Annotated in this window: 15 protein-coding genes and 1 tRNA gene; 12 read left to right on the forward strand and 4 right to left on the reverse strand. The window is 46.5% G+C overall.

Translation table 11 applies throughout. The features are described from left to right. Positions 1-50 precede the first annotated feature (50 nt). Together KWJ01_RS21820 and KWJ01_RS21825 are read left to right on the forward strand one after the other, a co-directional pair. On the forward strand, positions 51-890 hold the full coding sequence (locus KWJ01_RS21820) for an alpha/beta fold hydrolase (protein ID WP_224999236.1): 840 nt from the start codon (positions 51-53) through the stop codon (positions 888-890). Further along, positions 865-2010 (forward strand): glycerate kinase, encoded by a 1146-nt coding sequence (locus KWJ01_RS21825; protein WP_224999237.1) that lies wholly within the window; start codon positions 865-867, stop codon positions 2008-2010. Before KWJ01_RS21820 ends, KWJ01_RS21825 begins: the two co-directional genes overlap by 26 nt. Positions 2011-2051: 41 nt before the next feature. Here KWJ01_RS21825 and KWJ01_RS21830 read toward each other — a convergent pair whose 3' ends face one another. After that, positions 2052-2663, reverse strand: a complete 612-nt coding sequence (locus KWJ01_RS21830; protein ID WP_224999238.1) for a YqaE/Pmp3 family membrane protein — start codon at positions 2661-2663, stop codon at positions 2052-2054. A 331-nt stretch (positions 2664-2994) separates the two neighbouring features. Here KWJ01_RS21830 and KWJ01_RS21835 point away from each other — a divergent pair, with 331 nt between their 5' ends. From KWJ01_RS21835 to pth, 7 genes are all read left to right on the forward strand, one after another. Beyond that, positions 2995-4800 carry a long-chain fatty acid--CoA ligase gene (locus KWJ01_RS21835; RefSeq protein WP_224999239.1) on the forward strand — a complete coding sequence of 602 codons (1806 nt, stop codon included), beginning with the start codon at positions 2995-2997 and terminating at the stop codon, positions 4798-4800. A 66-nt stretch (positions 4801-4866) separates the two neighbouring features. Continuing rightward, entirely contained in the window at positions 4867-5394 is a 528-nt protein-coding gene (gene hemG / locus KWJ01_RS21840) for a menaquinone-dependent protoporphyrinogen IX dehydrogenase (RefSeq protein ID WP_224999240.1), read from the forward strand. Positions 5395-5627: 233 nt separating this feature from the next. Next, positions 5628-8126: an AAA family ATPase gene (locus KWJ01_RS21845; protein ID WP_224999241.1), complete on the forward strand. Its 2499-nt coding sequence runs from the start codon at positions 5628-5630 to the stop codon at positions 8124-8126. Between the two features lie 321 nt (positions 8127-8447). Then, a tRNA-Gln gene (locus KWJ01_RS21850) sits at positions 8448-8520 on the forward strand. A gap of 59 nt (positions 8521-8579) precedes the next feature. Next, a complete protein-coding gene (locus KWJ01_RS21855; protein ID WP_224999242.1) occupies positions 8580-9506 on the forward strand; it encodes a ribose-phosphate pyrophosphokinase in 927 nt (308 codons plus the stop codon). A 36-nt stretch (positions 9507-9542) separates the two neighbouring features. After that, complete coding sequence (locus KWJ01_RS21860; protein ID WP_224999243.1) at positions 9543-10106, forward strand: 50S ribosomal protein L25/general stress protein Ctc; 564 nt, start codon at positions 9543-9545, stop codon at positions 10104-10106. A 66-nt stretch (positions 10107-10172) separates the two neighbouring features. Beyond that, positions 10173-10733 carry an aminoacyl-tRNA hydrolase gene (gene pth, locus KWJ01_RS21865; protein ID WP_224999244.1) on the forward strand — a complete coding sequence of 187 codons (561 nt, stop codon included), beginning with the start codon at positions 10173-10175 and terminating at the stop codon, positions 10731-10733. A gap of 3 nt (positions 10734-10736) precedes the next feature. Here pth and KWJ01_RS21870 read toward each other — a convergent pair whose 3' ends face one another. After that, positions 10737-12152, reverse strand: coding sequence for a c-type cytochrome (locus KWJ01_RS21870; RefSeq protein WP_224999245.1), 1416 nt, complete (start codon positions 12150-12152; stop codon positions 10737-10739). A gap of 364 nt (positions 12153-12516) precedes the next feature. Between KWJ01_RS21870 and KWJ01_RS21875 the strand changes: the two genes are divergently transcribed. Continuing rightward, the gene (locus tag KWJ01_RS21875) at positions 12517-13437 is read left to right on the forward strand and encodes a sulfatase-like hydrolase/transferase (protein ID WP_224999246.1); all 921 of its coding nucleotides are present in this window, start codon (positions 12517-12519) and stop codon (positions 13435-13437) included. Positions 13438-13609: 172 nt separating this feature from the next. On the opposite strand, the gene metG is transcribed toward KWJ01_RS21875, so the two are convergent. Beyond that, positions 13610-15748 carry a methionine--tRNA ligase gene (metG, locus tag KWJ01_RS21880; protein ID WP_224999247.1) on the reverse strand — a complete coding sequence of 713 codons (2139 nt, stop codon included), beginning with the start codon at positions 15746-15748 and terminating at the stop codon, positions 13610-13612. Positions 15749-15819: 71 nt separating this feature from the next. Continuing rightward, positions 15820-18339, reverse strand: a complete 2520-nt coding sequence (locus KWJ01_RS21885) for a tetratricopeptide repeat-containing sensor histidine kinase (RefSeq protein WP_224999248.1) — start codon at positions 18337-18339, stop codon at positions 15820-15822. A gap of 283 nt (positions 18340-18622) precedes the next feature. Here KWJ01_RS21885 and typA point away from each other — a divergent pair, with 283 nt between their 5' ends. Together typA and KWJ01_RS21895 are read left to right on the forward strand one after the other, a co-directional pair. After that, entirely contained in the window at positions 18623-20437 is a 1815-nt protein-coding gene (typA, locus tag KWJ01_RS21890) for a translational GTPase TypA (protein WP_224999249.1), read from the forward strand. 540 nt (positions 20438-20977) lie between these two features. Then, positions 20978-21610: a 4'-phosphopantetheinyl transferase superfamily protein gene (locus KWJ01_RS21895; protein ID WP_224999250.1), complete on the forward strand. Its 633-nt coding sequence runs from the start codon at positions 20978-20980 to the stop codon at positions 21608-21610. Positions 21611-21727: the final 117 nt, after the last annotated feature.

A 21727-nucleotide genomic window follows, 5' to 3' on the forward strand; every position in this document is an offset into this window, starting at 1 on the left:
AGTCGTATTTATTTATGATGAGCGGTTGTTATCATTTTTGAACTATTGTTATGAATGGATTTTTTGAATGTGAAGGTGCAAAACTGCATTGGTGGCGCTGGGGCAATGGTCCTAAGGTTTTACTGGCTTTTCATGGTTTTGGGCAGCACGGACAATACTACTCCCCTTTTGCCAGGGCACTGGCAGATACCCACACTATCTGGAGTTTTGATATGTTTTTCCATGGCCACAGTGTTTGGCCAGACCCGCGCAAACCCCTTAGCCGCGAATTCTGGCACAGGATGATGGGTTCATTCCTGAAACAGAATAGTATCGACCGCTTTGAAATGAGTGGCTACAGCATGGGGGGTAAGTTTGTACTGGCGACCCTGGAAATGATGGCACCGAAAATTGACCGCCTGATCCTGATTGCTCCTGATGGCATACGTACCTCCTTCTGGTACAGCATGGCTACCTACCCCAGCTGGAGCAGGAATTTTTTCCGAAACCTGGTGGAGAAACCGGAACCTCTGTATAAACTGATGCACAACCTGGAGCGTTACCGCCTGATGGATAAAGGCATTCTCAGATTTGCCGACTGGCACATGAGCAATCCCGAAAAACGCATGAAAGTGTATAACAGCTGGACAGTGTTTAGCCCCTTACGCTTCAACATGCGGCATATTGCTGATCTGATTAAAAATAACCACATTAACCTGGAGATGTACCTGGGCCGTTACGACAAAATAATGACCCCACAGGGCATGCAGCGGCTTCTGCGCTACCTGAAGGATTACAAACTAGAGGTGCTCAATACCGGGCACAGCGGTTTGATTGATCTGGTAGCTCACCAGTTGTATGAGCAAAAGAGAGGAAAGTACTCAGATGAAAATACTCGTAGCAACCGATAAATTTAAGGATGCACTCAGTGCTGAAGAAGCCGCAGCTGCCATGGCGGAAGGCATCAGGGCAGCGCTGCCAGCTACCAAAGTACTGCAATTACCGCTTAGCGATGGTGGCGATGGCTTTGCAAGCCTTGCTGCAGGTTATGCCGGGGCTAAGATTATAAAGGTGGAGGTAAATGGTCCGCTGCAGCAGGCACAGATTGCCAGTTATGCCTGGTTGCCACGCCATAAACAGGCTTACATTGAAATGGCAGAAGCCGCTGGCCTGCAGCTGATCCCCCACCACCTGCGCTCCCCCTTAAACACCACCACTTTTGGTGTTGGCCAGTTAATTAAGCACGCTATAGAAATTGGAGCACAGGAAATATATTTGGGTATAGGCGGCAGTGCCACTCATGATATAGGCGTGGGTATGGCAGCTGCCTTGGGCTATCACTTTCTGGATGCAGGCGGCAGACCTTTTCTGCCCACCGGTGGCAGCCTCCACCAGGTTGACCGGATTGGCAAAAGTCACCTATATGAAAACCTGCACAAGGTAAAAATTAAAGTTGCCTGTGATGTAACGAACCCCCTTACCGGTACCAGGGGAGCTGCCCATACTTACGCAGCACAAAAGGGAGCCAGCAGCAAACAGATAGAAATACTCGAGGCTGGCACCATACACCTTGCCCGGCTAATAGCCCGTGACTTAGGAAAGCCTGTAGAAGAAGTAGCCGGTGGTGGTGCCGCTGGTGGCCTTGGCGCCGGAGCCTTGGCCTTTTTAAATGCAAGCCTTGCCCCTGGTGCCGGCATGGTGCTGGAGCTGGCAGGCTTCGCTCCTAAAGCTGCCGAAGCCGATCTGGTATTTACCGGAGAAGGCAAAGCAGACCGGGAAAGCCTGCAGGGAAAGCTGATAGGAGAAGTTGCCCGACAGACAGCAAAGGCAGGCAAGCCGCTAATATTACTGTGCGGCAAACTTGAATTGCCTACCCACCTGCTTTACAAGGCAGGCATCTGGCATGCTGCAGGCATAAGCCCTGCAGATGAGCCCTTAGAAACCAGCCTGCAACGCTGCAGACAACGGCTGGTAGCAGCCACTAAACAAAGCTTGCAGTTGTACTTAAAGGACAAGAAAAAGCCCCTGTAAAGGGGCTTCCAATTTTAAATCCAGTTTAGTTTTGCTGATGCTTAAATCGCATTGAAAATAACCAGAAGTGAATAGATCAGGCCGGGCACGTAGAAGAGAATGGTTAATACCAGACTGATCCAGAACTTAGAATTGATCTCGCCCTGGTGCAGGAAAACACCAAGAGGTGGAATCAACACAGTGACAATTGTAAGCAGCACGGTATTGATACCACTACCGCCTGGCTCTCTCTGAAGATCTTCAGACATTTTCATGCCAAGCTGCTGCTCTTTGAGCTGACGAATTACCTGGTGCTGAAACGCCTGCTTTTCTTCTTTTGTCATACCCTTAAGCTCTTTTCTTAGCTCACGCACCATTTTTCTTTGCTGCTTAGGGGTGATTTCTTTTACTGCAGGTACCTCTGCAGGAACTGCTACGTCTGAAATAACATCACTTGCGCCTGTTTCTATGGCTCTTTTTTCTAGCTCCACAGCTACATCGGCAGGGTTCTCTGCCACAAGTGGAGCAACTTGTTCGCTTTGCTTTTCTACAGAGGCTACATTAGGAGCCTGCTGTGATGGTGTAAAATGAGCGCCATATTTAGGAGAGCAGGAGGCCAGTACCATCAGCAAGGCAAATAAGCAGGGAATCGAGGATCGGTAAAAAATTTTCATGGTAAAAAATTGTTTTGGTTTACCTCTTAACCTGAATTGCAGCAAAAGGTTGAGAACAGCGGTGCAGAATGCTGTGAAAAGCTGGTGTAAAAACAGCTTTTCACAGCATTTTTTTGTCCGGAGTCACCATCTGAAGATTAAGGCTTATTACTGTAGCAATAGCAGCAGGGGGTATAAATTCAATTTTCGAAAAACCCCTGCACAACATGGGTGAAAACAATGAGCAGGGAAATAATTTTACCTATTAGTTTAATATGTAATACAAAAAAAATAGATTAGCACGGCGCCAACACCCCTGGCCTTTTTTATAACATAATTGCCTTGATTGACCTTGAAAGACGTAAAACGACTCTTTGATTGCCTGCAGTATCAGTTACAAAATTTCCCTTTACAAGATATGCTGGCCGGCAAAGAACAGGGTAAATGGAAGACCTGGAGCACCCATGAGGTTGCAGCGCAGGTAAACCGCCTAAGCTCGGGACTCTTAAAGTGGGGCATATCCTGCGGCGATATGTCTGTGGAGAACAGGGATAAGGTAGCCATCCTTAGCAAAAACAGGCCAGAATGGTTAATTACTGATCTGGCTGTACAGCAGACTGGTGCCATTCTGGTACCCATATATCCAAACATAAGCGATCAGGAGCTGCAGTTTGTACTGGCTGATGCAGGTGTGAAAATGGCATTCGTAAACGACAGGGACCTGTGGGACAAGCTTAACAGGCTTAAAAAGCAGTTACCTGAATTTAAACAGGTATACACCTATGAGAAAGTCAGCGGTGCCGATCACTGGTCTGATCTGCTAATTGCACCAGACTCCGCCATTACCGAAACCATCAACAGCATCAGGCAACGTATTACAGAAGAAGATCTGGCCAGCATTCTTTATACCTCGGGCACAACAGGCAATCCCAAAGGTGTTATGCTCTCGCACCGCAACATTGTGAGCGATGTAGAGGGCAGTACCCCTGTGGTACAGGAGGTAGGCATCCAGGGTAAGCGGGCTTTAAGCTTTCTGCCGCTAAATCATGCCTTCGAAAGAGTTGCCACCTACATTTACCTGCTAAATGGTGTATCCATTTACTATGCCGAAAGCATGGAAACGATTGGCGACAACCTGCGGGAGGCTAAGCCTGTGATCTTTACAACAGTGCCACGCCTGCTTGAAAAAGTTTATGAGCGCATTATGGCTAAAGGGGCAGAACTTAGTGGGGTAAAAAAGCTTCTATTTAACTGGTCTATAGGCGTTGCCAAAAATTACCAGATTCAGCAGCCTCAAAGTCTCTCATACAAAGCACAACTGGCACTGGCCGATAAGCTGATCTTCAGCAAATGGCGGGAGGCGCTTGGAGGAGAGGTAAAAGCTGTGATTGTTGGTGCTGCTGCATGCCCGGTAAAACTACAAAAGATCTTTTCTGCAGCAGGTGTGGTAATCATGGAGGGTTATGGCCTTACGGAGGCCTCTCCCATCATTAGCGGCAACCGCTACAGCAAATCAAACCGCATGTTTGGCACCGTTGGTCCTCCCCTGCACAATGTAGAGGTAAAGATTGCCGAAGACGGCGAAATACTCTGCAAAGGCCCCATGGTAATGATGGGCTACTACAACAGGCCCGACCTGACAGCAGAGGTAATGACGGGCGACTGGCTGCATACAGGTGATATTGGTGAAATTGTAGATAATAAATTCCTGAAGGTAACAGACCGTAAAAAAGAGATCTTTAAAACCAGCGGTGGCAAATACGTGGCGCCACAGCCTGTAGAAGTTAAAATGCTGGAGAGTCGCTGGATAGAACAAATTATGGTGGTGGGCGCTGACAGAAAATTTGTTTCTGCGCTGATTGTACCTGCTTTTACTTTTCTGAAGGAATGGTATGCTGAACACGAACAGGCATATCCCGGCAACGAAGCAGCAAGCAGGGACCCAAAGGTACAGGAACTCATGCACAGAAGTATAGAACATCTCAACAAGTCACTGAACCCGGTAGAACAGATCAAGAAATTTGCGCTGCTGGACAGGGAATGGACAGTTGAACATGGTGAACTCACCCCTACCCTAAAATTGAAGCGTAAAGCTATCACCACAAAGTTCAGCAAGATAATAGATGATCTATACAGTTCAGATACAGCTGGTTCCTGAAAAGCAGCCCTATTTTAATCAAGCGTGCTGGCTCTCATTCAGGCACTCACTTCAGAATAATTTATCATGATGAAGAGGGTGCTGATCGTATATTCTACCACAGATGGCCATACCTTAAAAATATGCCAGCGCTTAAAACAGCAGATTGAGCAGCACAACCATTCTGCTGAATTATTATCTGTGGATGACACAACTGCAGGACTGCCTTCTTTTGATAAGATTGTGCTTGGGGCAAGTATAAGGTATGGCAAGCACCATGCAAAGGTGCACAGATTTATTGAGCAGTATAAGAACATATTAGCGGCAAAGCCTAATGCTTTCTTTTCTGTAAACCTGGTTGCGCGCAAGCCGGAAAAAGCAAGTGCAGATACTAATCCCTACGTGAGCAAGTTTCTTAAAAACATCCCCTGGCACCCACAGATTGTAGGCGTTTTTGCCGGCGTGCTCAATTACCCACGCTATAGCTTTTCTGACCGCCTGCTCATCAGGTTAATCATGTGGATTACCAAAGGGCCAACAGATCCAGCCACAGTAGCAGAATATACCGACTGGCAAAAAGTTGATGCATTTGGCCGGCAAATTACCCTGCTTTAGTATGAGAAAGCCTGATCATAATAGCAAGGCTATGTTGATTGCTGTTAAAGCTGCAAGCTGGCTATACCAAACTACTCATGACCTGAAGTTACAGCAGTAGCTTCTTTTGCATCCGATCATTCTCCTACTTATAAGCACCTGGATTGTATTGGTTAAAAAAACAGCCTACTGAAATGCTTTTAACACTTTTCCTGTTTATTTTATATAAATGAAAAGTGGTAAGCAAAATTAAAATGCTGAAATCTCCCCTCACCGACGATCGTAATGCCAGTGCCCTTGAAAAATTATCCGGCATTGTAAAACGGGTTACTTTTCACAGTCCGGAATCTGGCTGGTCTGTGCTCAAGGTGAGCCCCTTTAGCCGGGAGCAGGAAGAAATAGCTGTAACTGTACACCAGTCGAAGGTTTTTGCTGGCGCCACCATAGATTTTTATGGCGAATGGGTTAACCACCCCAAGTTTGGCCGTCAGTTTAAAGCCCTGCGTGTAGAAGAACGCAAGCCTGCAACAGCAAATGCACTTGAAAAATACCTGGGATCCGGCCTGATCAAAGGCGTTGGTCCGGTAACGGCAAAACGAATCGTAAAATACTTTGGCAAGGATACCCTGGATGTTTTTGAGCATGAAATCGAACGACTTGTTGAAGTACCCGGTATAGCAGCACTAAAGCTAAAGTCTATTAGCCAGGCATGGAAGGAACACCAGGAGATCAGGAATGTAATGATGTTCCTGCAGTCGCATGGCATCAGTACTCTATTTGCAGTTAAAATTTACAAGACCTACGGACAGGAGGCGGTGGCAGTGGTATCAGAAAACCCCTACCGGCTGTCACAGGATATTTATGGCATTGGCTTTTTTAGCGCCGACAGGGTTGCCTTAAGCCTTGGCCTGGCACCAGACTCCTCGGCCCGTGTTAAGGCAGCCATTAGCCATGTGCTGCAAAGTGCCCGCGAAGAAGGGCATTGTTACCTTACCAAAGAGCAGATCCTGGAGCAGGTAGAGGAGCTTATTTCGCTTTACAAGCCCAAGCGCATAGAAAGCGAGCTAAAGGACATGGAGAAGGCCGATGAGCTGAAAACCCGCTTTCTGATCAATGAAGAGGAACAGGTAGTTAGCTGCTACTATGCCCACTCCATCTTTTATGACGAAAACTACATTGCTGCAAAAGCAAAACAGCTTGCAAAGGGAAAACTTAAACCCGATGTGCAAAGAATGCAGCAGTGGATTAGCGGTTACTGCCAGCAAAAAGGAATACAGTTAAGCGACGAGCAGGAAGCCAGTGTGTTGCAACTGGTAACCCACCGCATGGGCATCTTAACCGGCGGCCCTGGTTGTGGCAAAACCACTACCACACGGGTATTGGTTGCCCTGCTGCAGGCCATGGGCAAAGATGTGCTGTTAGCAGCCCCTACCGGGCGAGCTGCCCAGCGCATGAGCGAGGTGATTGGCCTGGAAGCTAAAACCATTCACCGCCTGCTGGAGTGGGAACCGGCAGCAGGAGGCTTCAAGAAAAAAGAAGATAATCCCCTAAGCTGCAACTTCCTGATCATCGATGAATCTTCCATGCTGGATGTACACCTGGCCGCTGCCCTGTTGCGGGCAGTACCTAACCAGGCACAACTGCTCCTGATTGGAGATGCCGACCAGCTGCCATCTGTAGGTGCAGGGAATATATTCAAAGACCTGATTGCCTCTGGAGTAGTGCCCTGCGCCCGGTTAACAAAAGTATTCCGGCAGGCACAGGAGTCAAAGATCATTACCTACGCCCACCAGATCAATGGCGGAGCAGTGCCTAAAATAGACTCACCCTTCCATAATCCTAAGCTCTGGGCAGAAAAATCAGACTGCCTGTTTATAGATTCTGAAGAGGCTACCCAGGAGCAGCTACGTTTTATATCACGGGTAAAACGCTCCTATATCCGCGAGCGGGAGGAGGAGCTGCAGCAGGCAGCCGAACCCGATGAGGTTTACATGAAGAGTAGCGAGCTTAGCATCCCTGCAAAATTTGAACATGTGGACCTGGAAAAGCTTGTCCATGCCGATACGCATACCGAAGAGCTCCAGGAAGTGCTGAAGCGAGTGCATCCCTGGTCGTCGCTGCACTGGGGCTATTCTGCAGTAGACATGGTAGAAAAGCTGTATAAGGACATTGTTCCCAAATATTATGGAAAGGGTGCCGAGGTGCAGATCCTCTCCCCCATGAGCAAGGGCAGCCTGGGTACGCACAACCTCAACGAGGTAATACAGAAGGCGGTAAATCCCGCCGGAGGCGGCAAAGTACAGCTCACGCTGGGAGGCCGCACCTTCCGCGAGGGCGACAGGGTAATTCAGCGCCGCAATAATTACGATCTTAACGTATTCAATGGCGATATCGGGCGCATTATCAGCATCGATAGTGAGAGCATGTCGTGCCTTGTGGCCTATGCATCCGGCCAGGAGGTGCGGGAGGTGGCCTATGAAAAGGAGCACCTGCCGGAGCTGGAGCTGGCTTATGCCATCACCATACACAAATCGCAGGGCAGCGAGTTTGAAGTAGTGATCATTCCCCTGGTAAACCAGCATTTTAATATGCTGTTCCGGAACCTGATCTACACAGGACTTACCCGCGCCAGGAGGCTGGCAGTGTTTGTAGGCAGCCGCAATGCCCTTAAAACCTCGGTAAATAAGCAGAACACAGCCTTGCGCCAGACGGCCCTGCAGTGGCTTATGCAGCATGATGTAGCCGCAGATTGATAAAAGCGAGGCTTAAAATCAGGAACTTTAATCTTAATTTTTCCTGTTTCGTATGATAATATAAGATTTCAGAAAATACTAAACCGCTGATTTATACCGAAAAAGCCTATAAAACAGCATTTAGATAAAAAATTATTGAAAAAGAGACTTTGCGGTTTTCAATCAGGCTTCTATATTTGCATCCGTATTCGGGAACGCCGAATAATTCGGAAGAGGTTCTGAAAAATAATCAGAAAATAATCTGAAAAAATTTCGAAATCAGATTTTGCTCCAAAGAATAAAAAACTTTACCTTTGTAGCCCTGATTGAGGAAAGAAATACTGACCTATGGTGTAACTGGCAACACGTCTGATTTTGGTTCAGAAGAGTCTAGGTTCGAGCCCTAGTAGGTCAACTATAAAATCCCGGTCCTTGCGATCGGGATTCCTCTTTTTAGCCCCAACCCATTGCGCCATGACCCCGGTTAAACTTTTTTCAGGTGATTCATCCCGCTACTTGGCAGAAAAGATTGCCGAAGCCTACGGTCAACCTCTTGGCAGCCTCACCCTTCAAAAGTTCAGCGATGGAGAAATGTCTCCCAGCTTCAATGAATCTGTACGAGGCAGCGAGGTTTTCCTGATCCAGTCTACTTTCCCGCCGGCAGATAACATCATGGAGCTACTCCTGATGATTGATGCAGCGCGCAGGGCCAGTGCTCATAACGTGGTGTGTGTAATCCCTTACTTTGGTTATGCCCGCCAGGATCGCAAAGACAAACCCAGGGTGGCTATTGGTGCTAAACTGATTGCAAACATTTTGATGGCAGCCGGTGCCAACCGCATCATGACGTGCGATTTGCATGCAGGCCAGATCCAGGGGTTCTTCGATGTTCCGGTAGACCATATGGATGGCTCCGCCATCTTTGTACCCTACCTGCGCGCGCTTAACCTGGATAAACTGGTATTTGCCTCTCCGGATGTAGGCGGTGTTGCACGTGCTCGCTCCTACGCCAAATATTTTCAGGCCGATATGGTTGTGTGCGACAAGCACCGCAAACGGGCCAATGAAATAGCCTCCATGCAGGTTATTGGCGATGTGGAAGGTGCTGATGTTGTGCTGGTAGACGATTTAGTGGATACTGCCGGAACTATTTGCAAAGCTGCAGGCATTATCCTAGACAAAGGTGCCCGCAGTGTAAGAGCGGTGTGTACGCATGCTGTACTCTCTGGCAAGGCCTATGAGAACATCGAAAATTCAGTACTAGAGGAACTGGTGGTAACCGATACCATTCCCGTTAAGCAGGAGAGCAGCAAAATTAAAGTGTTAACAGTTGCTAACCTGTTTTCAGATGCCATTCAAAAGCTGATGACTCACGGGTCCATTAGCTCCCTTTTCATTTAAGTATTCAATTTCTATTTATTTATAACTATCTATCTTATGAAAACTGTTGAGATTATAGGGTATAACAGAGCAAATCTCGGCAAGACCGAATCCAGAGACCTTAGAGCACAGGGAAGTGTTCCATGCGTACTGTACGGCGGCCAGGATCAAATCCACTTTCATACCCCTGCGTACCTGTTCAAGGATCTGGTTTATACTCCGGATGCAGCATTTGTAAAAGTTAATATCGAAGGCAAGGAATACAATGCCGTTCTTCAGGATGTGCAGTTCCACCCTGTTAACGAAATGATCCTGCATGCTGACTTTCTTCAGCTTTTTGAAGGCAAGCCAGTGAAAATGGACGTTCCCGTTCGCACAGAAGGTACATCTCCAGGCGTAGTGGCTGGTGGTAAGCTTATCTTTAAGCTGCGCAAGCTTACGATCAAAGCATTGCCTAAAGATATGCCTGACTTTATTTCCGTTGATATCAGCGGTCTTGAATTAGGTAAATCTGCTCGTGTGAGTGATGTTAAACCTGAGAACTACCAGATTCTGAACGCACCTGCTACTCCAATTGCAACTGTGGAAATTCCACGTGCACTTCGTGGCAAAACAGAATAATCAAGAGATTTTTGATATTTTCAAATCCTGCCGGCAGCTGTCGGCAGGATTTTTTATTTTTACAGCATGAAATTCCTGATTACAGGCCTGGGCAATCCCGGCCCCGAATATGAGCTAACCCGCCATAACATTGGTTTCCTGGTGCTGGACCGGCTTGCAGACCGTGAAGGAGCAGCTTTTACCACCGCCCGCTATGCCGATAAGGCAGAGATAAAGTTTAAAGGCCGCCAGATCACGCTCATCAAGCCCAATACCTATATGAACCTTAGCGGTAAAGCGGTTAATTACTGGCTGCAGGAGCTTAAGGTACCAAAAGAAAACCTACTGGTGGTGACTGATGACCTGGCCCTACCCTTTGGAAAGCTGCGCATGCGCCAGAAAGGCTCTGCCGCTGGCCATAATGGCCTTACTAATATTGAACAGTTAACCGGGGGGCAGGACTATGCCAGGCTACGCTGCGGCATTGGGAGCGATTATGCCAAAGGCCGCCAGGTAGATTATGTACTGGGCAACTTTCCACAGGAACAAATGGATGCCCTGCTGCCCCTGCTCGACAGGGCCTGCGACATGATCATGGGCTTCTGCACCACTGGTATTGCCCGCACCATGAGCCAGTTTAACGACTAGCTGTTACAGGGTTTTCAGGTATTCGATCACTGCTTTGCGTTCGGCATCGCTTAATTTATCACCGTAGGTGTGGCCGGCATTGCCATAGCCTGGCTTTGTGGTATTGTACACCAGTTTTCCCTTACTTTTAGTGGATTGCTTGTACTTCCAGCCTACCCGTTCAAAATCATAGTCGTCACCATTTGCCTGAGCCGCAGCTGAGCGGTGCCAGCGTGTGGGGCGGCTTTCTGAGTTTAACAGGCTTTCCAGGTCAGGTACGGAACCGTTGTGTAAATAGGGAGCCGTAGCCCATACGCCATCCAGCGGTGGTGCAACATAGCCCAGGGAAGGCAACATTTGTGAGGGTGCACTGCTGGTTGCATACCAGCTGTTATTGTACCAGTTTACCAGGCCTGAATGCTTGTAAAAATACCTGGCATAATAAGGGTCGGTACCAATTTTCGAAAGTGGAATTATTTTATTGGGGTAGCTGCTTTTATCTCCATAGCTGCCGTGGCATTTTCCGCAGTTATCGGCAAATAATACCTTTCCCTCTATGGCCAGTGCTTTATTTATATTGCCAGGCCATTTGGGAGGCTGCAATGAGGCAGCCCAGGCTACTACATCATGAAACTGGTTAAAGACTTTCCTGGCTTCGGTACTGTCTTTGATACCCAGCACAGAAGCCTGCATCAGCAGTTTTCTGAAGTCTCCCCTGCCCATGCCATTATAGTATAAAGCTCTTTTCTTATCTACATTCCAGAGCGGGGGTACATCAGCCACCGGCACCGGTCCTGCTGCCATTGTAAAATTGGGTGCCTCCACATAAGTTAAATCAGCAGGATTTCTGTACATCACGCAGGCTTCCTCTATTCTGAACGCAGGATTAACTCCCTTGACCGGGGTAACAGCTTCCTGCTCTACAACCCGCAGGTACTGCCATACATCTGTAAAGGCTTTATGAGCATCAGTATCTTTCCCTAGCTTTTTAGCGGCAATGGCTGGCAGTAGTTTTGATGTTAAGCCAGGTTTATCAGTAAAATCGCCAGCAGTATTCCCCAGGCCGTAGGTGTACTCCCCCTGGAATGGCCCTCCATGGCAGGTAAAGCAATTCTTCTGCACAATCCAAACCTTACGCCGCTCGTCCAACACAAAATTGAACTCTGGTTCCAGCCTGCTGCGTGTAGCCTTTGTGTCAGCAGTATCAAGCTTTGCCTTAAAGTTTTTTGGCATCAGCTCCAGGGGATACCCGGAGCCAATGTAATTGGCATTCAGCAGATAGTTCAAGCCCTTTTCTGCATCGCCCGGGTAGTGAATTACAGCATCAGGCACAGCATGCACTACTTCTCCTTCTTCCGTAGCATGTTGCACCCAGCCGGGTCCTGAACAACCCAGCATTACAAGCAGCACACCAAAACACCAGTAAAAACGCTCCATCATTTCACTAACATATTACAGTGATTTTCAATGAAACAAAGCCAAACAAAAACTTAGAGGCTGGCTCATTTGCAATAACGGTAATCTTTCTATAGTTATATGCCATGCCTACTATTTTTACATTATTTGCACTCAATTGTAACATTTGTTAAGAAAAACACATATAAATTAAAGTAACCCTCTCTATTTTTTCAATTTTATCTTCCCTTGTTCAATTACTTGCTGAAGTAATATCTGGTTAAAAAGCACAGATATCGCAACTTATTATTTCACCAAATTAGAATTAGAAAAATACCTACAAGGGAATATGGATACATTGAAAGAAACTTTACTCACCCTGATATTGCATCTTATTTTATTTATAAGCTTGTATGCATGTTCAGATGATAGTGCAATGGTTACACCCACGCCTCCTGACGATGCAGTAACACGCCAGCTGACTGAAAATGTAATAGTTGTAGTTATTGATGGACCAAGGTTTTCAGAAACATGGGGCCTGCCCGGCCAATCGCATATTCCTTACATGTCGCAGAGATTAGCCCCAAAGGGCACTTTCTTCTCTAACTTTCAGAATGAAGGCTACACCCTCACCCTACCAGGACACACAGCCATTTTAACTGGTAACTACGAACAAATAAGTAATGACGGCTCCCAGCATCCGTTAGCACCTTCAGTTTTACAACACTACCTGAAACAAACTGGTCTGGATTCAACCAAAGCAGCAATTATTTCCAGTAAAGCCAAACTAAAGGCACTTGCCGACACACAGCATAGCGAATGGAGCGGACGATTCCAGCCTATGAGTAATTGTGGTAACCATGGCCGCAACAGAAGTGATGCGGAAACCCTTCAGGAAGTATTGAATACCATAGATAATTACCAGCCTCACCTGATGATGGTACAATTTTCCGGACCAGATGCCAAAGGCCACGCCAATAACTGGCCAGGCTACCTTTACAGTATTAAAGAAACAGACAGCCTAGTGTATGAGCTCTGGAATTACATTCAGCAACATGAGCAATACAAAGACAAAACAGCTCTACTTATAACAAACGACCATGGCAGGCATGCCGACGGGCATATAGATGGTTTTGTAAATCATGGAGACAGGTGTGAAAGCTGCAAGCATATAAGCCTATTGGCGATTGGCCCCGAATTCGATCACGATACAACTATCACCACCCATTATGAGCAAACAGAAATACCTGTAACCATTAGCAAGCTCCTGCGCTTCAACATGCAATCGCAGCAGAACAAAGCTATCAATCCCCTTCTCCGCCATTTGTAAGAATGTATAAGTATTTATTTGCAAATGCTCATTCTACGACATCTCTTAACTTAATAGTGCAGGCAAGGTTAAAGTTACATGAAGGTTAGAATATTGGTGATAAAACAATAGAAATGGCAACCCTGGGGCTGCCATTTCTCATATAATTGAATGCTGAATATAAAACACCTGCTTAACTGATGGAAGAACCATTGTTTACTTTAGCTTCTGGCTTCACCAGCACCAGCTTTCCACTGGCATCTTCTGCCAGGAGCACCATTCCCTGAGATTCTTCTCCCATCATTGGTCTTGGGGCAAGGTTTACCAGTACCATTACCTGCTGGCCTACCAGCTGCTCTGGTTCAAAATGCTGGGCAATGCCACTTAAAATTGTGCGCTGGTCAATACCTGTGTCAATCAGTAGCTTCAGCAGCTTTTTAGATTTTTTCATCTTTTCCGCCGAAAGTACAGTTCCCACACGCAGATCCAGCTTAACAAAATCGTCGTACACAATTTCAGGCTTAGCTGGCGCAACTTCAGCTGCTGGTGCATTGCCGGCTTGCGCTAGTGCTGCTGCAGTACCCTCAGCCGCTCCTTCAGAGGCTGGAGTAGCCAATGTTCCTGCAGGAGCAGCAGCTGCTTCATTTGCTATTTTAGTGTTTTGCAGTTTTTGAATTTGTTCTTCCACAACGCTGTCTTCTATTTTCTGAAATAATAGTTCTGCCGGGTTAAGCTGTGCTCCTGCAGGTAACAGATCATCCCTGCCCGCCTCCTGCCAGCTCAGTAATGGCAACTGTAACATATTGCGGAGTTTTTCTGCAGTATGTGGCAGAAACGGAGCCGCAACAATGGTGAGGTTAGCAGCTATCTGCAGGCTCAGGTTCATGATGGTTTTTACCCGCTCCGGATTTTCTTTGATAAGTTTCCAGGGCTCGGTGTCGGCCAGGTACTTATTACCCAGGCGGGCAAGCTCCATCATGGCGGCCAGGCCTTCCCTGAAACGGAAATTATCAAGCGCATCGGCTACTTTTCCGGGTAAAACCGACAATTGAGTGAGCACCTCTTTTTCAGCACTGTATATTTCCCCTCTTTCCGGCAGCTTACCTTCGTAATACTTATGAGTAAGGACCATAGCCCTGTTCACGAAGTTACCCAAAATGGCCACCAGCTCATTGTTGTTCTTCGCCTGAAAATCCTTCCAGGTAAAGTCATTGTCTTTGGTTTCTGGTGCATTTGCGGTAAGGGCATAACGCAGCACATCTTCCTTGCCTGTAAAAGCTTCCAGGTATTCGTGCAGCCACACGGCCCAGTTACGGGAGGTAGATATTTTATTGCCCTCAAGGTTCAGGAATTCATTGGCAGGCACGTTTTCAGGCAGGGTGTATGCTCCATGTGCCTTCAGCATGGCCGGGAAAATAATACAGTGGAAAACTATATTATCTTTACCAATAAAATGAAGTAGCCTGGTATCCTCCTGCTGCCAGTAAGGCCGCCAGTCTTTACCATGGCGCTCTGCCCAATCTTTGGTTGCAGATATGTAACCGATAGGTGCATCAAACCATACATATAATACTTTTCCTTCTGCCTCCGGCAAAGGAACAGGCACTCCCCAGTCCAGGTCGCGGGTTACCGCCCGTGCCTGCAACCCCTGATCTATCCAGCTTTTGCACTGTCCGTATACATTGGGCTTCCACTCCTTATGGTCTTCCAGTATCCACTTACGCAGCCAGCCTTCAAAGTCCTGCAGGGGCAGGTACCAGTGCGTGGTGGTGCGCAGTACAGGTTTAGCCCCGCTTAACATGGAACGCGGATCGATCAGGTCTGAAGGACTCAGGCTGGTGCCGCATCGTTCACACTGGTCGCCATAAGCCTCGTTATAGCCGCAATTGGGGCAGGTACCTTTTATGTAACGGTCTGCCAGGAACTGGCTGGCCTGCTCATCGTAGTACTGCTCGCTTTCCTTTACCTCAAATACTCCTTTTTTGTGCAGATTGGTAAAGAACTCAGAGGCTGTCTGGTGATGTACGGGTGCCGAGGTGCGGGAGTACACATCGAAAGAAATACCAAACTGCTGAAATGAATCACGGATGATGGCATGGTATTTATCCACCACCTCCTGGGGGCTTACCCCCTCCTTTTGTGCCCTGATGGTAATGGGTACCCCATGTTCATCGGAGCCGCATACAAAGAGCACATCCTCTCCCTTGCTACGTAAGTAACGTACATATATATCTGCAGGCACATACACCCCCGCCAGGTGACCAATGTGCACCGGACCGTTGGCATAGGGTAATGCAGCAGTAATAGTATGACGTTGGAATCTATTTGTCATTCCTAAAAATTTTTCCAAAAGTATAAAAATATTAAAGGTCTGCCGCCGGAAATGCTAAAAAAACAGACAGACTAAATCCTTACAGGCTCTGGCGCGGGTATAAGATGCATTACTTCAGACTCTGGCAGCAGCACACTAAAGGTGGTCAGGCCATCTTTGCGCTCCAGCTTTACATCTCCATTTAACTTGCGTACCGCCTTGCGCACCATGTACAGGCCTAAGCCCATGCCTGTGGATTTGGTAGAACCCTGGAAGAACATATCAAAAACTTTTTCCTGCAGGTTCTCGGCAATACCGGGACCATTATCCTGCACAGAGAAAGAAAGCTTGTTGCCATGAACCACCTTAGCATTAACCACTATAAAAGGATTATGGTTATCGGCATAGGTGAGGCTGTTGTCCAGCAGGTTTAACAGAATAATGCTCAGCAGGTTTTTGTCTGAAAGAATTGACAGGTTCTGTGGTATCTGGTTCTGGAAGGTAAATGCCTGCTTTTTATGCTGTGCCGGCATATCCTGAATAAGATTTTCCACAAAATCGTAAAAATAGATATGCTCTATATTCAGCATGTGCTGATGAATGTTGTGCACCATGAGCAGGCGCATGAGCAGGTTATGCAGTTCGTTGGAAACCCTGTTGAGCAGATCAAAATAGAAATGGGCCTGGGGGTCACTTGATTCAATCTTACCCAGGTTTATGATTCCCTGCATCCTGGCAATAGGGCCTCTTAAATCGTGCGATGCTTTATAGATAAAGGTATCTAACTCTTCGTTGATCTGAGAGGTTTCCTGGTATGCCTTTTCACGCAGACTAACATCATTGGCAATGCTTAGCACAGATTCTATTTGACCCATTTCATCTGTGAGCACTGAATGGCTCCATTCTACAAAAATAATGTCGCCATCTGCACGCTGGTACACCTGCTGAAAGCTGTGCTGCCTGGTTTGTAAACCCACATGCCCCTGGCGAATACTTTCAAGGAAAGCCTGATGCTGCTCATCTTTCATGAAAGACAAATCCCTTGCCGGGGACCCCAGCACCTGCTGTGCCTTAAAGCCAAAGATCTTTTCTGCCTGCTCGGGCCAGCGCACCAGTGTTAGATTTTTACTCCACTCCAGCACCGCCAGTGGAGTGTTATTGATGTGGAATGATAATTTACGATAGGTATCGGCCAGTGCACGGGTTCTTTCCCGGATTTTATCCTCTAACTGCTCGTTTACCAGCTGCAGTTCACTGTTGTAGTGTTCAATAAGCTTGTTTGCCTGCTGCAACTCAAGATTTTGATGCGTTATAGTCTGGTGCTGCTGCTCAATTTTATCTTTTTGTGCCCTGATTTCCTCGTGGCGCAGCAACAACTGCCTGTGCGCTGTGCGCTCACTCCTGAACCTGCGTACATAAAAAACAGTGAAAACTGCCAGTAGGATCACCATGGGCACCGAGAAAAGCAGAATCAACTCCCGGGTCTTTAACTTGAGCGAGGTTTGTTCTGCTTCTTCCGTTAATACCTTGATTGTTTCTTCTTTCCTGGTCATATCCAGCTCTGCCTGTGCAATAGCAAGCTGAGCTGCTCTTTCCTGGTTAAAGGAACTGTCTTTTAAGTTAATGATCTGGGTGTAGAGTAAGCCAAGGTTACCGGTTTTTCCCTGCTGATCAAAGGCTCGTGCCAGCCCGCTAAGCACCTCAATTTTTTTACTTACGTTCTCAATTGAATCAGCATATAAACTACCTTTCTTATAGTAGTATATTGCCGAATCAGCTCTTCCCATCTGCATCCAGGCTTTACCCAGATAATTGTAGGTGTTGATGAGTCCCAGCTTATCGTCTTGTTCTTTCTTTATTTTTGCAGAGTTATACAAATAGGGCAATGCTTTCTCTGGCAATTTTTGCTCTATATAAATGCTGGCAAGGTTAGAAGAAGCATACGCAACTCCTGTTGGCCTTTCATTATCTTCACTTAAAGCCTTGGCTTTCAGGTAAAATTCTTCTGCATTTTCAAACTCTCCCTGCTCCTGGGCCAAAATACCCAGGTTATTGTATACCTGGCCAATACCCAGGATGTTTTCCTGCTGCTGGTACAGCTCCAGCGCCTCCGTGAGGTACAGCTTTGATTGCTGGTATTGTTTAAGGTATCGGTAGATAATACCCAGGTTATTCAGCAGCGTGGCTCTTTGTAGAGGAGAAAGAATGCTTCTGCCCAGGCTGTAGGCCCTGTTGTACTGCGATAATGCTTTTTCGTAATTGGCGGTTTTCAGATAAACACCACCCAGATTATTGTGAATACGCACCACCATGCTACGGTCTCCTACCTGGTTGGCAAGCGAAAGGCCTCTGTGAAACCATTTGATTGCTTCGGCATATTCCCCTGCATCACTGTTCAGGTCGCCAACATTTTTCATGGCTTCGGCCATTTTCAGGCTGTCCAGAGCAACTGCCGCTGCCCGCAGCATCGAATCGGCATACTGACGCGCCAGTGTAAGGTCTTCCCCCTTTATTTCTGCAACTTTATCCTTATAGTACTCAAAGTTCTGTGGTAGTTGCTTGCGGTCACCACCCTGTGCCTGCACGACAAAAGGGAAAGATGCAAACAACATACTCAGCCACAGCCAATGAGCTAAGGAGAATGTATTATTCAAACATGAAGAATTGATCTTCTGCTTCACCATCACAGAATTTGGAAATTAAAAGCTGCCAAAATAGGCTTATGAAGCTATAAAAATAAAAAAAATACAATGTCAGAAAGGGCTTATGTAATGAAATTTGATATTTATGGCACAAATTGTTCAGATAATGTGTTTTACCTTATATTTCTAAGGCAAAGTGTGCTGTTAACACCAAAGATAATTTGTACCTTTGCGCCGCTATTCTAAAGCTACTATGGTAAATTCTTCAATCCGCAATATTGCAATTATTGCGCACGTTGACCACGGAAAAACAACCTTGGTTGATAAAATCATCCATTATTCACACCTGTTCCGCGACAATCAGGAAAGCGGAGAGTTGATTCTGGATAACAACGACCTTGAGCGTGAACGTGGAATTACAATTCTTTCCAAGAATGTTTCCGTTACATACAAGGGAGTTAAAATCAATATTATCGATACTCCCGGTCACGCCGACTTTGGTGGTGAAGTAGAGCGGGTATTGAAAATGTCTGACGGTGTTTTGTTGCTGGTGGATGCTTTCGAGGGCACCATGCCACAAACACGCTTTGTACTAAGCAAAGCCCTTGGTTTAGGTTTGAAACCTGTTGTTATTGTTAATAAAGTTGATAAACCAAACTGCCGCCCCGATGAGGTGCACGAAGAGGTTTTCGACCTGATGTTTAACCTGGATGCTACTGAAGAGCAGCTGGAGTTTAAAACACTTTACGGCTCAGGCAAAAATGGCTGGTTCTCCCGCGACTGGCGTGAGCCTTCTAACGATATCACGCCGCTGCTGGATACCATCCTGGAAGAAATTCCTGCCCCTCCTATCCGCGAGGGTGTACCTCAAATGCAGATCACTTCGCTGGACTACAATGCCTTTGTTGGCCGTATTGCCATTGGCAGGGTATACCAGGGAACCCTTAAAGAAGGTGCACAGCTGGCCTTAACCAAAAAAGACGGTTCTGTTAAGAAGACCAAAGTTAAAGAACTGATGATTTTTGAAGGCCTTGGCCGTCAGAAAGTTTCCGAAGTTCCATGTGGTGATATTTGTGCTGTTGTAGGCCTTGAGGCTTTTGAAATTGGTGATACCCTTACCAGTGCTGAAAATCCTGAAGCCCTGCCGCGTATTGCTATCGATGAGCCTACCATGAGTATGCTCTTCACAATTAACAACTCTCCTTTCTTTGGCAAAGAGGGTAAGTTTGTAACATCACGCCACCTGCGCGACCGCCTTTTCAAAGAAACGGAAAAGAACCTGGCCCTTCGCATTGAAGAGACTGACACGGAAGATAAATTCCTGGTGTATGGCCGTGGTGTACTTCACTTGAGTGTACTGATTGAAACCATGCGCCGCGAAGGTTATGAGCTGCAGGTAGGTCAGCCTCAGGTGCTTTTCCGTATGATCGATGGCCAGCGCCATGAGCCAATTGAACTCCTGGTAGTGGATGTACCTGAAACAAGTGCCGGTAAGGTAATTGAACTGGTAACCCAGCGTAAAGGTGAGCTTAAGATCATGGAACCTAAAGGCGATTTACAGCACCTTGAGTTTGAGATTCCTGCCCGTGGTATTATTGGCCTGCGTAACAATGTGCTTACTGCTACCAGCGGTGAGGCCATCATGACGCACCGCTTCAAGGAGTACCAACCATATAAAGGCAGCATTCCGGAGCGTTCTAACGGTTCGCTCATTAGCTCAGAAACAGGCAAAGGCACCGCTTACGCCATTGATAAGCTGCAGGACCGCGGTACTTTCTTTGTTGATCCGGGCGAGGAAGTATACATTGGCCAGGTAATTGGCGAAAACAGCCGCGAAAACGACCTGGTTGTGAACATACAGAAAGGTAAAAAACTTACCAACGTACGTGCATCTGGTACTGACGACAGTGCGAAGATCGTTCCAAAGAAAAACTTCTCTCTTGAGGAAGCCCTGGAATACATTCAGAAAGATGAGTACGTAGAGGTAACCCCTAAGGCTATCCGTATGCGTAAGATATACCTGGATGAGAACGAGCGTAAGCGTTACGCCAGCAAGTTTGCTGATTAAGCAGTACTCATTCAGTAAATAAGCAATATTCAATCAAAAAGCCGCTACTATTAACAGTAGCGGCTTTTCTGTTTTTTACTTCTGATGTAACGATCCAGCGTCTAACTGGATGGGGCTCCTTCAATCCATACCTTGTCTGGTGTTACTTTACCATGCTCAAGCTGTTTTTTTTGCAAATTCATATTAATTAATTGACGTACCAACATTACCTGTACGTCAGCTTAATTAAGAAATAATAAATTCTAAAAATGGGGCACCTGCATAAAAACATTGTGCCTGAAATTAAATTATATTACTGTATGAAGTGCTTTGTTAGGCTGGTTCTTTTGCATCCAGAAGCATTTGTGGGCGTTTGATTGTTTTCATTTTATTAATTATTCTACAGCAATAGCTAAGATTTTTTAACGGCCATCCAGGGTCACTTTTATAATTCCTGCTCTTGTTCCAAAGCAACCATTCTGATTTGTTACTACTCCTCTGTTCTCTCTCTCTCATCTCCACCGGAATAACTTTTTACCGTAACGAGACCATTTTTTCTTCATGATTTACGTGTTCTATAACAGTCGTGCTGCCATCAGCATGAAATACCAGAAGTACCTGGAGCAGCTACCTGCTGAATTTCAGAACCAGATTCTGAAGTACAGAAACTGGGAAGATGCGCAGAGGAGTCTGTACGGAAAATTACTGCTGAAACATGGGCTTGAGTATCTGCAACTAAACAGATACAATCTGTCCGATTTAAAATATTCAGCCCATCAGCGGCCTTACCTTGACCCCAGCTTTGATTTTAACATTGCCCATTCAGGAGAATATGTGCTCTGCGCAATAAGCAAAACTCAGAAAGTAGGTGTAGATATCGAAGAAGTGAGAGCAACAGAACTGAATGACTTTCAGGATTATTTCAATGGCCAGGAATGGGAAAAAATATTAAATTCTCCTCATCACTTTCATGAATTTTATAAACTATGGACCCAGAAGGAAGCAATCATCAAAGCATCTGGCGAAGGATTAAGCATTCCATTGAAGGAAGTGTTGATCAGGAACGAGGAGGCTGTTGTTAATAATGAAAAATGGCACTTAATTCCACTAAGCCTGGACCGGGATTACGTTTCTTACCTTGCCACCGATTCTGATTCTTCTGAAGTAACAGTTCGGCAAATAGATTTTGACTAGCAGCCGCCCCCCGCTAGCGTAAAAGCTTAACATTGCCCAGAGAGAATCCCCCTGTGTGCAGATTAATGGCAGCTGTACAGGCATAAATATTTTATGGGGATACTGCGAAATCTGCCA

This window comes from Cesiribacter sp. SM1 (assembly GCF_020178975.1).
Taxonomy (GTDB): domain Bacteria; phylum Bacteroidota; class Bacteroidia; order Cytophagales; family Cyclobacteriaceae; genus Cesiribacter.

Coding starts and splice junctions, on each gene's coding strand:
- KWJ01_RS21825 (WP_224999237.1), top strand. CDS start 865: ATGAAAATACTCGTAGCAACCGATAAATTTAAGGATGCACTCAGTGCT.
- KWJ01_RS21830 (WP_224999238.1), bottom strand. CDS start 2,663: ATGAAAATTTTTTACCGATCCTCGATTCCCTGCTTATTTGCCTTGCTG.
- KWJ01_RS21820 (WP_224999236.1), top strand. CDS start 51: ATGAATGGATTTTTTGAATGTGAAGGTGCAAAACTGCATTGGTGGCGC.
- KWJ01_RS21895 (WP_224999250.1), top strand. CDS start 20,978: ATGATTTACGTGTTCTATAACAGTCGTGCTGCCATCAGCATGAAATAC.
- typA (WP_224999249.1), top strand. CDS start 18,623: ATGGTAAATTCTTCAATCCGCAATATTGCAATTATTGCGCACGTTGAC.
- KWJ01_RS21885 (WP_224999248.1), bottom strand. CDS start 18,339: ATGTTGTTTGCATCTTTCCCTTTTGTCGTGCAGGCACAGGGTGGTGAC.
- KWJ01_RS21855 (WP_224999242.1), top strand. CDS start 8,580: ATGACCCCGGTTAAACTTTTTTCAGGTGATTCATCCCGCTACTTGGCA.
- metG (WP_224999247.1), bottom strand. CDS start 15,748: ATGACAAATAGATTCCAACGTCATACTATTACTGCTGCATTACCCTAT.
- KWJ01_RS21845 (WP_224999241.1), top strand. CDS start 5,628: ATGCTGAAATCTCCCCTCACCGACGATCGTAATGCCAGTGCCCTTGAA.
- KWJ01_RS21860 (WP_224999243.1), top strand. CDS start 9,543: ATGAAAACTGTTGAGATTATAGGGTATAACAGAGCAAATCTCGGCAAG.
- KWJ01_RS21870 (WP_224999245.1), bottom strand. CDS start 12,152: ATGATGGAGCGTTTTTACTGGTGTTTTGGTGTGCTGCTTGTAATGCTG.
- pth (WP_224999244.1), top strand. CDS start 10,173: ATGAAATTCCTGATTACAGGCCTGGGCAATCCCGGCCCCGAATATGAG.
- hemG (WP_224999240.1), top strand. CDS start 4,867: ATGATGAAGAGGGTGCTGATCGTATATTCTACCACAGATGGCCATACC.